The following is a 15,140-nucleotide window of genomic DNA, read 5'->3' on the forward strand; positions in this document are numbered from 1 at the left end:
TACCGTGACGGTGAATGGCCAAGATTACACAACAACGGTTGATGGTTCAGGTAACTACACAGTGGATGTGAATACCACAGATTTACAAGCAGACAATACTATTGATGCAAGCGTGGCTTCATCTGATGCAGCAGGTAATACGGTTGTCAGTAACGCGGTAGAACATGCGATCTCATTCGATACGGTTGCTGACGCAGGCACCATCACAATTGGGACTGTTGCAGGCGATGATGTTATCAATGCAGTTGAAGCTGGCGCAGCAACTATAGCGGTGAGCGGTACTGCAATCGGCGGTGATATTAGCACTGGCGATACAGTGACAGTGACCGTTAACGGCACTGCTTACACAACGACGGTTGATGGTTCAGGTAACTACAGCGTTGATGTAAATACCACCGATTTACAAGCGGACAATACCATTGATGCAAGCGTGGCTTCATCAGATACGGCGGGTAATACGATAGTAAGTAACGCGGCTGAGCATGCTGTTACTTTTGATACAACAGTATCAGCAAACACAATTACAATTGCGGCGATCACTGATGACACTGGTATTGATAATAACGACTTTAAAACAACGGATACCAACCTAATTGTTAATGGTAGCCTAGCCAATACACTACAGTCAGATGAAACCCTGCAAATCAGCACAGATAACGGCACAACTTGGGTTGATGTGAGTAGTGTAACTGGGATTAGTTGGACTCATGATGATACTGCTAATACGCATAGCGCAGATTTTGATTATGATCTACGTATTGTTGATATTGTAGGTAATCAAGGTGCAACAGCTCAGCAAACTGTCGAAATTAATATAGCTCCAACAACGAGTGCTACGACTATCGATGCCATCGAGGATACGCCTTACATACTGAGTGTAAGTGACTTTAATTTCGCTGATAGCGATGCCAGTGATGCATTAGTGAGTATTCGTATTGATAGCTTGCCCAGTGATGGGGAGCTGCAATTATATGATGGTTCGAGTTGGAATAGTGTCACAAATGGTCAAACTGTATCTATTACAGATATTAATGCCGATAATCTACGTTTTGTGAATGATGAACATGAATCGGGACAAGATTATAGTGATTTTGATTTTAGTGTATCAGATGGTGCAGAGTGGAGTAATTCGGTAACAGCAACAGTGAATGTTGAAGCGGTCGCCGATGCACCTACATTAACGGTATCAAGCGGTGTAGTGAGTTCTGTCAATTATGTAGCCCCTCAAGGTGCTGGTTTGTTCGTTGAAACATTTAATAATGTGACGGCGTTTAATATATCAGATGTATCTGGTAGTAACGCCGGTTACATGGAACAGGCTCTGGCCAATGAAACACCAGACAGTACCGATAATTTGTTATCACTTACTGACGCAGGCAGTACAATTAACCTCGCAGCGGATAGTGCAGTTAAAGCTACTGGTTTAATTTACCTTGAAGCTGGCAATAGCTATGAGTTTACCGGTTATCGCGATGATACTTTCCATATGGAGATCGGCGGCGAACAAGTATTTTCTCAAGGGTTTGACAGTTGGGGGAGTTACACATCGACGGCATTTGTACCATCTGAATCTGGTTATTACAGCTTTGAGATGTATGCTTATAATGCTTCTGGTGCCGGTTCTTACGATGTTAGCGTTAAAATTAATGGTGGCGCAGCGCAAGAGTTATCCGTATTACCAACGTATACAGATATCAACGAAGTGGATTCGTTAGATGGTCAACGTAGTGGATATGTCGAGAATAGCAATAATGATGGTGGGTTTTATCCTGTACGTTTGAATGAAGGTGTCGAAGGTACTGATATTTCACTTTCAAGTGTGAATGCAGCTTTGGTTGATCTAGATGGTTCAGAGAGTCTTGTCATAACGGTGAGTGGTGTGCCAGTCGGTGCAGTTATCAGTGATGGTACTAATTCTGTTACCAGTGATGGTTCTACAATTGATATCAGTGATTGGGATTTAGCTACATTAACATTTAATGGACTGGCTACGGGTGATAGTACAACGCACACATTAAGTTTTACAGCTACCTCAACGGAAGTAGATGGTATCGGCGCGAATGAAACCGCATCAAGCACTGTCGAACTTGATGTGATAGTAACAGATACAGCCCCTGTATCTGTTGATGATGTCGATAGCGTGGGTTACGGCGGCACGATTTACGGCAACGTTATTACTGGTGCGGGTGGCCAAGATGACGGTGCTGATACATTAGGTGTCGATACCGTTACTTTAACGAGCGTGAATGGTCAAAATTTAGTTAACGGTGAATTAACGCTAGATACTACTAATGGTTTAATTACTTTTCATGATGATGGCAGTTATCAGTACACTTCTGACTTGGCTGATACAGCGATTGCTAATGGAAACTTAGAATCATCTAGTTGGAATGACTCGGGTATAATTCTTTACGGCTTTAATGATTCTAATGCAGATTCTTATGATGTTTATCAGAGTGATTCACCTCAGTTAGGACTAAACCCAAGTAATCTTAATAGCGCGATAAATACTGCACATTCAAATATCTCAAATAATGGTATTGGTGTTGGTAGTGGTGACTCTTCTACGGTTGGTTTCGGTGAATCAATCGTACTTGATTTAGGTGTATCAACTAAAAAAGTGAGTTTAAGCTTTGCTGAATTAAGTAATAATGAGTACATCAGTGTCTATGGTTATGATGCCAGTGGTAATTTAGTTGATAGTATAAAATGGGTAAGTGGAGAGCCCGACAATACAGTATCTGAAGAATTTATATTTAGCACTGAAGTGTCCTACATCTCCGTATACCAGTACTATAATTCTCACGTTGTATTAACAGGCGCTGTTATTCCTGCGGATCACGGCGTAATTCCAGATGAGACATTTGATTACAATATTGTTGATTCGGATGGTGACAGCAGTGATGCTACCTTAACTATTGAACACTCTGGTGATTCAACCGCATTTGATGATAGCGGTACAGTGTTTGAATCAGGCCTAACAGATGGCACTGCAGAGGGCGTTTCAACAACGGTTCTCACGGGGAATTTATTAGATAATGATGCGGGTATTGGCGCGTCAACAGTAATAACTTCCGTGGATGGGATCGCAGCGGGTTCTAGCTCAAGTGTCACCGTTAATATGGATCAAGGTTCATTAACCGTTTATGTCGAAGATGACGGTAGTCATAGAGCGGGCGATTATACTTATACCTTAACTAATGCAGTTCAAGTTGCCGGTAATGGTACTGTCGATACTATTAATTATCAGTTAACGGATCAAAATAACGGGCATCAAACTACTGCACAATTCAACGTCAATATTGTCGATGATGCACCTGTAGCCAACAATGTTGAGCTGACACTGGAAGCCGCATCAGAAGCATATACCGTTAATCTAATCATTGTATTAGACAAATCAGGTTCAATGGGATGGTCAGCAGGCGATGGTACTGGGCGTTCCCGTATGGAAGTCGCGAAAGAAGCCATCACGAGTATGCTTGCTGAGTACGATAAGGTTGGTAATGTTAATGTCCAATTTGTAGCCTTTAATTATGCAGCGACTAAGTCACCGTGGTTTGAAGATGATTTATTTAAGGCGATGGATTATTTAGACACCCAGATTCAACCGGGTGGTGGAACGTATTATGATAACGCGCTCGATTCAGTAATGGACAATTATCAAGTTCCTGCTGGTAACGCAGCTGATAAATCACTTGTTTACTTTATGTCTGATGGCGCTCCAACGGGTAGTCATGGCATTAACAGCACTGATCAGGCAACCTGGGAAGCTTTCCTTGATAACAATAATATCGATACCTCATTTTCGATTGGTATTGGTGGTAGCACTTCATTAAATGAATTAAATCCTATTGGTTATCCGAATACGAATGATAGCGGTGAACTCGAACCTAATACCATCAGAATAACATCGGCAGCTGAGCTATCTGACACTTTATTGAGTACGATTGATAGCGGTATTCTTAACGGTAACGTTTCATTATTAGCTGCAAGTGGAAATGCAGGTGCTGCTTTAGGTGCTGATGGTGGCTACATATCAACAATTGCTATCGATGGTGTGACTTATACCTATCAACCTGGTGATGCAAACTCGGTAATATCAGTTGTAACAGTGAAAGGGGGGACTTTGACCTTAGATCTCGCTACCTTAAATTACAGCTACAACATTGAATTAGATAACACTATTACTGGTGAACAAGATATTTTCCAAATCACTATTGTCGATAATGATGGCGATAGTACACAGCTTAATATGACGATCAATTTGGAATATCAAGCAAATCTTGACGCTAACCGAGATCTAATCCTAACTAACCAAAATGGTATTACAACATTAGAGATCCCTACGTTGGCATTAATGCACAACGACACCAAAGGAGCATCAGCTGAAATCTCATCTATTAGTGATGAGACAAATGCAACGGTTATTGGTAATGGTACGCCGCTTGAGACTATTCAGGTCACTGTTGCTTCAGGTAGTAACATCAATGACGTAAGTTTCGACTATACATTAAATAATAGCGGTGCAAATGATCAAGCTGAAGTCACATTTGAAGAAGTCAGTGGTGCAACTATCACAGGTGGTGAATTCGATGAAATCCTGCTTGGTGGTGATAATGCGGATACGCTTATTGGTAATGCGGGTGATGACTCCTTAGTTGCTGGTGCTGGTGACGATGACCTCAGTGGTGGTATTGGCGATGATTTATTAATGGGCCAAGAGGGCGGAGATACGTTAAGCGGCGGAGCTGATGATGACATATTAATTGGTGGTGCGGGTAATGACATATTAACCGGTGGCACAGGTATTGATACTGCAGTTTGGTTGGATGGTGATCAGGGTACCGAGCAAGCGCCAGCCGTTGACCATATTACCGATTTTAATATAAATGAAGATAAGCTCGATCTTAGTGATTTATTACAAAGTGTAAATAGCGGAGAGCTTGATGATTACCTTGACTTTAGCTTTGCCACTGCAACGGGTGGAACCGTTACTACAACTATAAATATTCATACAGAAGGTGCTGGTTCTGCAGTCAGCCAAGTGATTATTTTGGATAGTGTAGATCTCAGAGACGCTTATACAAATGTGGATATTAGCAGCCCTAGCGGTATTAATAGCATACTCGATGATGTTGCAGATCCATTGATCTTCTAAATCAACTGGTTTGTTTATTAAAGTAATTTGAGGGAAATATTACACGTGGACTCGACTAAAACTGCAAATAAGACACAGTGGACGATCAAATCTTCTCAGCATATTACTGAGGATGCACTACTGGATTGCTTAATTTTGCTCACTGAACACTTTGGCAATCCCTGTTCCGCGGATGCGCTCACTGCTGGCCTGTCTATATCGGGAGCGAATCTTACCCCCGAGTTAATGCCACAAGCGGCTGGGCGTGCGGGCCTGAGTGCTAAACTCAGTCAAAAAGGTCTGAATGAATTACCGGGTATGCTATTACCGTGTATTTTGTTATTAAAAGATCAAAAAGCCTGCGTATTGCAGGAGCTGGATTTTAGTCAAGACAAAGCCATTATCTCAATGCCTGAAACTGGCGGTGAAATATCATTAACGATCGCTGAACTTGAAGCTATCTATGTTGGTTATCTGTTTTTGATCAAGCAGCAATATCATGGTGACCGTGATTTTGATGTACACCTACATGAAACTAAAAAGCATTGGTTATGGGAAACAATTAAGTCTGCTGCGCCGATCTATCGTGATGTCATTATCGCGTCTATTTTAGTTAACTTGTTTGCTTTAGTATCCCCGTTATTTGTGATGAATGTGTACGATAAAGTGGTGCCCAATTTAGCTTTTGAATCACTCTGGGTATTAGCGATTGGTGCGACCATTGCTTACATATTTGATTTTATCATGAAGCAATTACGTGGTTACCTTATTGATGTAGCAGGTAAGAAGATTGATTTACAAACCTCAGCTAAATTGTTTGCTAAAGTGATTGGTATGCCACTAGAAAAACGCGCCGCCAGCGTCGGAGGCATGGCCAAGCAGCTCAGTGAATTTGACAGTGTGCGGGAGTTTCTATCTTCGGCGACTATCACCGCCTTAGTTGACCTGCCTTTTGCGCTGTTATTCATGTTTATTATCTGGCTTGTCGCAGGCGACCTTGTGGTATTTTCTGTTATCGCAACCTTATTGATCATAGGTTATAGCTTGCTTATTCAGCCGCGTTTACGTCATGCCATCGAAGAAAGTAATAAATTTTCTAGCCTGCGACACGGTCATTTAATTGAAAGTTTATCGGTTTTAGAACTGATTAAAGCCAACGGCGCGGAAGGTGTGGTGCAAAACAGTTGGCAGCAGATGCTTGGCCATATATCTAGCTGGCAGCTTAAATCTAAAGTATTAACCAATTCCGTGTCTAACGTTGCAAGTTTTATTGTGCAAGTATCGGTAATTGGTGTGGTGGTCTTAGGGGTTTATCGAGTTGCGGATAATGCTATTTCGATGGGCGCTATAATTGCTGCGGTTATGTTATCGAGTCGCGCAATAGCACCGATGGCAAAAATAGCATCATTAATGACTCGCTCTAATCAAACCATGAGCGCTATGCGTCAACTTGATGCGATCATGGCGCAGAAAGATGAATTTGAAGACAAAGCACATTTGATTAGTCGTCGTAAACTTGAAGGTAATATCACTTTAGAACAACTTGGTTTTAGCTATCCTGACATTGATAAACCGAGTTTATATCCATTGTCTTTAGCGATTAAACCAGGTGAAAAAGTCGCTGTGATTGGGCGTAATGGTTCAGGGAAAAGTACCCTCGCTAAACTCTTGTTAGGTTTATATCAGCCGACCACGGGTAGCCTGCACTATGATGGGATGAATCATAAGCAGATTCATCCAAGTGATTTACGCCGTAACTTTGGGTATTTACCACAGGATATCACTTTGTTTCACGGTACTATTCGCGAAAATATTTTGTTTGGCGCTAAACAAGTAACTGAATATCAGCTTATTCGCGCGGTGCAATTATCTGGGGTAAATATATTTACAGATCTTGATTCGCAGGGCTTAGATCTACAAGTCGGTGAAGGCGGTAAAGCATTATCTCGTGGTCAACGTCAATCTATCGCCTTAGCGCGCGCGATCTTAAACGAACCACAAATATTATTACTTGATGAACCCACTGCAAGTTTGGATGCGCGAGCAGAAAAGCAGTTTATACAGTCCATGAAAGTCATCGCGCAAGATCGCACGTTAGTATTGATCACGCACAAAATGCATCTATTACAGTTAGTGGATCGGATCATAGTATTAGATAAAGGTCATTTGGTTGCTGATGGCAGTAAAGAGGTTATTTTAAATAAGTTGAAAAATGGACTGTTGACTCCGGGAGCAGTCCAATGAAGGTTAGTAAGCAAGACCTAGAGATGGCCGATGATGTGTACGGTGCTATGTTAGCGCAAACGCCGCAGGTTCACAGATTAACTATTTGGGCGTTGGCCGCATTTGTACTTAGCTTTATTATTTGGGCTTACTTTGCCAAATTAGACCGAGTGGCAACGGGAATGGGTAAGGTAGTACCTTCTTCGCAGATCCAGATTATTCAGAGTTTAGATGGCGGTATTTTACAACAGTTATATGTGACTGAAGGCATGATAGTCAGTAAAAATCAGCCACTGGCGAGAATCGATGATACACGTTTTCGAGCCGATTTAGCACAACAACGTCAAGAAGTTGATAGCTTGCGGGCGGATATTATTCGTTTGCGCAGTGAGTTAACGAGTATCTTGGTTGCCGATGTTCCAGACTGGAAATTACAAATTAAGATAGCCAAAAACACCTTGATATTTCCTGATGATTTAAATCAGAATTTACCGCATCTTGTCGTACGTCAACAAGATGAATATCAGGCTCGGTTAGATAGTCTTAGCAATCAGGTTGCTATTCAGGGTCAGCAGATTCAACAGCGTTATGAAGAAAGCAGGGAATTAAAGTCAAAAATAAAGACCTTGGAAATAAATTATAAATTGGCTTCGCGGGAAATTGAATTGACGCGACCTTTAGCGAAAAAAAACATCGTACCTGAGGTGGAGTTACTCAAGTTAGAGCGGAGTGTTAATAGCATTAAAGGTGAGCTTGATTCTCTTCGCTTATTAGTACCAAAATTAAAATCGGTGATGGCAGAAGCGGTGTTAAAGCGTCGTGAGGCGGTACTTAATTATCGTGCAGATGCACGAGCGCAGTTAAATGAATTGCAAGGTAAATTCTCACGTATTACTGAAGCGCAAGTTGGGGTTAAAGATAAGGTAGAGAAAGCATTAATCATTTCACCTGTAGTCGGGACTATCAAAACGTTACATATCACCACGATGGGTGGGGTGGTGCAACCGGGCCAGGTGTTACTAGAGATTGTACCAACCGAAGATAAATTACTGATTGAAGCCAAAATAAGACCGAAAGATATTGCCTTTATTCATCTGGGGTTACCGGCGGTGGTGAAGATCACTGCGTATGATTTTACCCGTTACGGAGGTTTAAAAGGGGTTGTTGAGCACATAAGTGCGGATACAACCCAGGATGAAGACGGTAATAGTTTTTATATTATCCGTGTCCGCACTAAAATTTCTGATATTCAGGGTAATCAGGATATGCCAATAATTCCCGGTATGATGACATCTGTTGATGTGATGATAGGTAAACGTACGGTATTAGAATATATATTAAATCCTATTTTAAGGGCTAAAGCAATGGCGCTTAGGGAGTTATAAATTGCTATTGAAAACATATAATATTAATGGAGCTAACATGAATATCACTCATTTTCACTCGGAGCAAAGAGGCTATAAGGGTTTCCTTTATACCGCGATAATGTGTTCTGCTATGGTTTTTCCGGCAATGGTAAATGCCCAATCGTTAGAGCAGGTAGTTGCGCTGACGTTAAGCGGGCATCCTGAGATACGTATTGCTTTTAGTAAATTTAAAGTACGTGAAGAACAGGTTAAGCAAGCATCATCTGGGTATTTACCGAGTATTGATCTCACGGGGGGTTATGGCTATGAATATACTGACAGCCCGGGGACGAGAAAGAGTGATACCAATGATTATGATAATACTGAAGAGCTACGCCGTGGTGAATTTGGTATTAGCTTAAAGCAAAGTCTATTTAGTGGTTTTCAAACGTCGAGTGATGTGAACCGTACTATCTATGAAACCAGTGCTGAACAATGGCGATTATTTAGTACGGCAGAAGATGTGGCGCTAGAAGTAACGAAAGTGTACACCAATTTATTAAAAGCGGAGCAGATTCTCGTATTGTCCGAAAAGAATTTAACGACGCATAAGACCATTTATAGTCAGATAAAACAGCGGACAGATTCTGGGTTAGGTAGTATTGCTGATCTTTCTCAAATCACAGGACGTTTGGCTCGAGCGCAATCTAATGTGATTTCAGCAAAGAATAATTACCTTGATACAGAATCGAAGTTTTATCGAGTGACAGATCAACGCGCTGACAACCTTATCGTTCCGGTACCTGACGCAGACTTATTACCTGCTAACAGGGAAATTGGTTTAGACCTAGCATTGGCGAGCCATCCCATGATTAAATCATCGACTAATGACATTACAGCTGCTCATTATCAATATGATGCTGCGAATTCTAACTATTACCCGAAAGTGACGTTTGAGGTTGATGCTAACTTTAACAACGATCTTGATGGTGAAGATGGCCATAATGGCATATCGGGTGTCGGCGGTCATAACAATGACGTCGTTGCAATGATTCGTTTTTCTTACAACTTATATTCTGGTGGCAGTGATAAAGCGTACGCACGGGAAATGGCTTATAAAATTACAGAAGCAAGTGAGCTAAATCAAAGTGCATATCGTCAGGTGACAGAAGGATATAACTTAGCCTGGAATGCATATGAACTATTGAACGAACAAAAATATTATATACAAGCACATGTTGTGGCATCGAAAGATTCACAAGCCGCTTATGAACAGCAATTCAAATTAGGCCAGCGTAGTCTATTGGACTTACTTGATACTGAAAATGAATTATTCGAAGCTCGTAAAGAATTTGTGGATGCTGAATTTAGTGAAATTATTGCGCGTTATCGTTTATTAAATGCGACAGGACAATTATTAGATTCATTACGGGTAACCAGACCTGATATTTGGATGGGTGAACATGAATATGCTGGAGGCGTGAAGTAATGAAATATATTATTGTTTTGATTTCGTCATTGTTATTAATGGCATGTACTACACCTATTGTTGATATGGCAGATAATACACAGATTCAGCTGCAGGATTTGAGTGATGCTGATAGCGATGGTGTTATCACGAGCAGAGAAAAGTGTCCTGCTTCTTTTTCGGGATCTCGAGTCGATAATTCTGGTTGTGGTGCCGATATTATTAATAAAGTGAGGCAAGCGCTAAACGTTAACTTTGCCAGTAATTCGGCAGTCGTGAATGAACGATATTTTGGTGATATTGAAGCGTTAGCTAATTTTATGAAAAAGCACCTTGATACCGAAGTTGTTATCGAAGGACACACGAGTAAATTAGGCAGTAAATCATTAAATATGCGTTTATCTCAAGATCGGGCACAAGCTGTGATGAACATTTTGGTGAATAACTTTGGTATTGCGACATTCAGAGTGTCTGCGGTTGGCTATGGTTTTGAGCAGATACTCGATGATGGTAATACAAAAAGCGCACACGCCAAAAATAGACGTATTGTGGCTGAGTTAACGAGTGAAGACACCAGTAAAGATATGAAATGGAATATTTACAGTGTAGATAAATAATGCTTACATTAATTCATAGTCATCTTGTAGTAGGTTAGTTGTAGTGCCAAATAAAGTGAACCATAGGTGTGCAGTCGTTATATTGTTATTTTTCTCTAGCTGGTTATTGGAGTTATCTGCAAATCCAACATCACGCTTAAACGATCAAGAAATCATTATTGCATTAGATAAAAATTATGGTGAAAGGGCTGCTCTCAGAGGGCGTACTTGGTTACAGATTTTGGCATCAAGCAGAGCGCTCTCATCGAAAGAAAAGTTGAATAAGGTTAATAGTTTTTTTAATCAGCTGGTATTTATCGATGATATTAAGCTTTGGGGAAAAGAGAATTATTGGGCTACGCCACTGGAGTTTATCGGTGCTAATGGTGGCGATTGTGAGGATTTTGCTATTGCGAAATACTTTAGCTTATTAGAGCTCGGTATTGAAGATGAAAAAATGCGTATCACTATGGTTAAATCATTGACTCTAAATCAATACCATATGGTTGTTGCTTATTATCCAACCCCGGGTTCTATACCATTAATTTTAGATAATATTGATGGTGAAATAAAGCCTGCAGATCAACGTAATGACTTACTACCTGTATACAGTTTTAACGGTAAGCAATTATGGCTGAACAAAGAAAAGGGCCAAGGAGTTTTGGCTGGTAAATCACAACGTTTAAAACGTTGGAGTAATTTAAATCAGCGTATGGGTGTGTCTAATATGATGCAACCTAAGCTGAAGTTGGAGTAAAATTAATGACCTTGTTTAAACAGATCTATTCATTATTATTCGGTTTATTTGTCTTGGTAATGTCGAGTCTGGTGTATTTTCAATTTACAGAAACACGTGATTTCATGGCTAATCAGATGGAATCTGAACTTAATAATACCACTACATCATTAAGTTTGATGTTAAAGCCACATTTACAAACGGGTGATATCGCTGCGGTTGACACTTTGGTCAATGTCATTTTTGAGGGCGGTTTTTATCGTAAGATTAATTTAACTTGGCTTGCCGATCAAAAACAGCAATCATGGGAAAATCCAATTGTCGTTGAAGGCGTACCGCAGTGGTTCATTGATCTTGGACTATTTGAAGTTCAAGCCAAAGAAAGTTTAATTCAATCCGGTTGGTTACAACTCGCAAAGTTAAAAATAGAAGCGCATCCTGGGATAGGTTATCGTGAATTGTGGCGGGTAATGAATAATACGTTATTGATTATCTCTCTTTTATTTTTACTCTCTATTTTTGTGCTACATTTTCATCTTAAACATTTACTTAAACCGTTAAATGATATTGCTAGCCATGCCAGCAATATATCGCAACGGGTATTTAATCCCGATATGGACTTACCTGCTACTGCAGAGTTGCGTGTAGTAGTAAAAGCAATAAATTCGATGTCGGGGCAGCTTAAACAAGTATTTCAAACTCTGGACGATGAAGTCGATAGTTTAAAGCATGACAACCTTGTTGATGGTGTATCGAATTTACCAAATAGACAATATTTAACAGGGCAAATCACAAGTTGGTTAACAGACCCAAGTTATGGAGGCTTGTTGCTAGCCAAATTAGACTGGCTGAATGAAGTACACAGTAAATATGGTTATCAGGTTCGTGATGAAAGTATTCGAGTACTCGCATTACGTATGACTGAGCAATTACCGGGTGTTGCTGAATGTGTTATTGCTCGTATTTCAAATACCGAGTTTGCGTTTTTAATTACCAAAGGTGATCATCAGCAAATTTCGTCTTACTTACAAGCGCTCATTCGTTTAATTAATCAAGAGATGGCTAAAGCTGGCTGTATGCCTAATCGTGACTTTGCGATTGGGATAACCGAACGAAATGATGAGATTACACCCTCTGAATTATTGGCTCAAGCGGATAATGCACTGCAACAAGCGCTTGCAGATAATAAGACGAGCAGTTGGTTTGATCACCTTTACCAACATGAATTCAACCGGGAAGAGTGGCGCGAACGTCTGTTAACTGCGATTAATCACAACCAGTTTGTATTCCAATGGCAGCCTATTTTGCAGATGGATAGTGGTGACGTATTGCAGCGAGAACTTTACTGCCGTTTGAATATTGATGGTCAGCAGGTTAAAGCGGGTAAATTTATGCCGTATGTTGAGCTATTATCGTTAGGCAGTCAACTTGATCGCTGTTTATTAGAAAGCTTAATTTCGCAAAATATACTTGATCTAAATAAAGAGCCTGTTGCTGTTAATTTAACTCAGGATAGTTTGCTAGATCCGACGTTTCATTCTTGGTTAGCGCATTTTTTACAAAATACGTTATCCGCAAACCAAATTTATTTTGAAATAACCGAGTCAGCCGCGAGTAATAATCCTCACGAGAGTTCGCAATTAGCAGGTATTGTTCGTCGATACGGCGCTCATTTTGGTATTGATCAATGCGGTCGTCAAATGGGTTCATTAAGTTATTTACAGCAATTGAAACCTGATTATGTGAAATTAGATCAATCGTTATCTGTTTATAGTAATAATCAACAGAACAATGAATTATGTCGTGCGTTGATCAATATTGGTAAAGGATTAAATATTGATGTGATTATTACCGCGATAGAAAACCGTCAGCAACTCGAAAGAATAAAACAGTTACGTGCAGAGGGATATCAAGGTTATATTTCAGTGCCGCAAGATGTAAAAATATACGCTTAATAGTAGCTTGGTTAATGGTGAAAATGTAGAAGCCCATGTGTATATGGGCTTCTGCTTAATCTAAACTAGAATATGGATTAGATTTTTAATATTGCTTTTTTCTTTAGGCTATATTCTTCTTCGGTAATAATACCTTCTTTATATAGCTTATTTAATTCACGGATTGATTCAAAGCTGCGGATCAATTCTGCATCTTCTGACGCTTTGTCTTCGGCAATTACTTGCGCTGTTTCTGCAGTAATTGTAATGTTGTCGATTGTGGCGTATTCACCAACAGTAAAGCCAGTTTCATTTTTCAATGATGCATAACCATTGCCTTCATATACAGTTTCAATATCGTTACCGTCAAAACGAACATAATAATGGATAAGCTCGTTATTGCTTCCCGATAGGAATTTGTATATTGCTTTGCCTGGAATACCAACTTCAGCTACCCAAGCATGCCACTTGATACCGCCACCAAGACCAGCAAGTGATGGTTTTGAACGATAAAATTTCATCGGTTCACTAATCACGTACTCAGCAACTTCAGGATTATTCAACTCTTGTGCGAAGTAATCCTTAATGGTTTGTTGATACGCTTGTGGCGCAGGGCCAAACTCAGTATCGGCATTAAGTTTTTCGATATTGCCTGCACAGCCCGAGGCTAATACTGGTAACGCGATAACTAATAATAATTTACGCATTTTTTGGCTGATTATTTTCATAACTATTCCCTGATGTCGTACAAATGGTGTTGTTTACACTGTAATTACAGACAATGTAAATAGGCAGTTTATTGAGCATCACCATACAGGAATGTGATTAGTTTTTAAATTTAAATCTATGGCTTGATGACAGTCCATTACAATTCAAATAATACATCCGTGCGGATTATGTATTTAACCCCGTTATAAATGGGTTCTGAACTGTGAATACAGTGCAAAGGGTGCATACCATGAGGGAAGCAAAGGACACTGCCAGCGGGTGTGCGAATATCTACTTCTGTTATTTGATCTCCACGGCTAGCGGGTTGACTAGAATTATTCGCATTGACTAAAAATCGGGTTGCACCGCCGTCAAAATCTTCAGTGAGCAAGATTAAAAATGTCATCTGGCTAAAACGGTCACCATAGGCATCAGCAATTAATTTATTATTAATAACTCGGCTACCCGGCCAAGAACCATCTGAATGGGGTTTAAAGTAATCGCCTTTACTATAACGGTAAAACCGAAAACGAGCGTTAATGCCAACGGCCGATTTATTACCGAATATACCTTGTTCATCGGACATGAAGTGTTTAATTCTCTCCCAAATAATTCGGTCAGTTTGTTCATCAACTACCCACGTTAGGCTGTCGTTATGGCGAACATCACGTGGTAATGAAACTGCAGCATCGGGTAAGTAGCCCATGGACTCACTGACTTGAATAAAACGTTGGCATTCTTCCTTCGAAAATACATTAAGGAGCTGGAAAGTACCGGGTACTTGTGTCACTTCTTTTCGTGTGATGTTATTATTTTCTACAGGCGATAGTGCAGCTAAATTTGCTTTACTATTTGCCCATGTTGGTAGCGCGGGATGTTCAGCCCCAGGTTCATAGGCCGCAACAAAAAAGTCAGTGCTTTTGATTTCAGTACGTTTGGTTTCAGTATTCGGGAATTGAGTCATCATTAAATCAGTCCTTTTTTAAAAATGG

Annotated in this window: 9 protein-coding genes; 7 read left to right on the plus strand and 2 right to left on the minus strand. The window is 40.3% G+C overall.

Going from position 1 to position 15,140, the window contains the following annotated elements; translation table 11 throughout:
* The 7 genes from AKG98_RS18530 to AKG98_RS18560 all read left to right on the plus strand — a co-directional run.
* Positions 1-5,158, plus strand: a 5,158-nt coding sequence (locus AKG98_RS18530; protein ID WP_157534165.1) for an Ig-like domain-containing protein, incomplete at its 5' end; no start/stop codon positions are given.
* A 45-nt stretch (positions 5,159-5,203) separates the two neighbouring features.
* The gene (locus AKG98_RS18535) at positions 5,204-7,381 is read left to right on the plus strand and encodes a type I secretion system permease/ATPase (protein ID WP_067049446.1); all 2,178 of its coding nucleotides are present in this window, start codon (positions 5,204-5,206) and stop codon (positions 7,379-7,381) included.
* Complete coding sequence (locus tag AKG98_RS18540) at positions 7,378-8,745, plus strand: HlyD family type I secretion periplasmic adaptor subunit (RefSeq protein WP_067049448.1); 1,368 nt, start codon at positions 7,378-7,380, stop codon at positions 8,743-8,745. Before AKG98_RS18535 ends, AKG98_RS18540 begins: the two co-directional genes overlap by 4 nt.
* Before the next feature lie 37 nt (positions 8,746-8,782).
* Complete coding sequence (locus AKG98_RS18545; RefSeq protein ID WP_067049450.1) at positions 8,783-10,195, plus strand: TolC family outer membrane protein; 1,413 nt, start codon at positions 8,783-8,785, stop codon at positions 10,193-10,195.
* A complete protein-coding gene (locus AKG98_RS18550; RefSeq protein WP_067049452.1) occupies positions 10,195-10,791 on the plus strand; it encodes an OmpA family protein in 597 nt (198 codons plus the stop codon). Before AKG98_RS18545 ends, AKG98_RS18550 begins: the two co-directional genes overlap by 1 nt.
* Positions 10,792-10,870: 79 nt before the next feature.
* Positions 10,871-11,527 (plus strand): transglutaminase-like cysteine peptidase, encoded by a 657-nt coding sequence (locus AKG98_RS18555; protein WP_067049659.1) that lies wholly within the window; start codon positions 10,871-10,873, stop codon positions 11,525-11,527.
* Positions 11,528-11,532: 5 nt separating this feature from the next.
* Positions 11,533-13,461, plus strand: a complete 1,929-nt coding sequence (locus AKG98_RS18560) for an EAL domain-containing protein (protein ID WP_067049455.1) — start codon at positions 11,533-11,535, stop codon at positions 13,459-13,461.
* A 77-nt stretch (positions 13,462-13,538) separates the two neighbouring features.
* Here the strand turns inward: AKG98_RS18560 and AKG98_RS18565 are convergent, their stop codons facing one another.
* Together AKG98_RS18565 and AKG98_RS18570 are read right to left on the minus strand one after the other, a co-directional pair.
* Positions 13,539-14,168 carry an SHOCT domain-containing protein gene (locus AKG98_RS18565; protein ID WP_067049458.1) on the minus strand — a complete coding sequence of 210 codons (630 nt, stop codon included), beginning with the start codon at positions 14,166-14,168 and terminating at the stop codon, positions 13,539-13,541.
* A 137-nt stretch (positions 14,169-14,305) separates the two neighbouring features.
* Positions 14,306-15,115, minus strand: coding sequence for a 2OG-Fe(II) oxygenase (locus AKG98_RS18570; protein ID WP_228140359.1), 810 nt, complete (start codon positions 15,113-15,115; stop codon positions 14,306-14,308).
* Between the last annotated feature and the right edge of the window lie 25 nt (positions 15,116-15,140).

The sequence above is a fragment of the Moritella sp. JT01 genome (assembly GCF_001574435.1).
Taxonomy (GTDB): Bacteria; Pseudomonadota; Gammaproteobacteria; order Enterobacterales; family Moritellaceae; genus Moritella.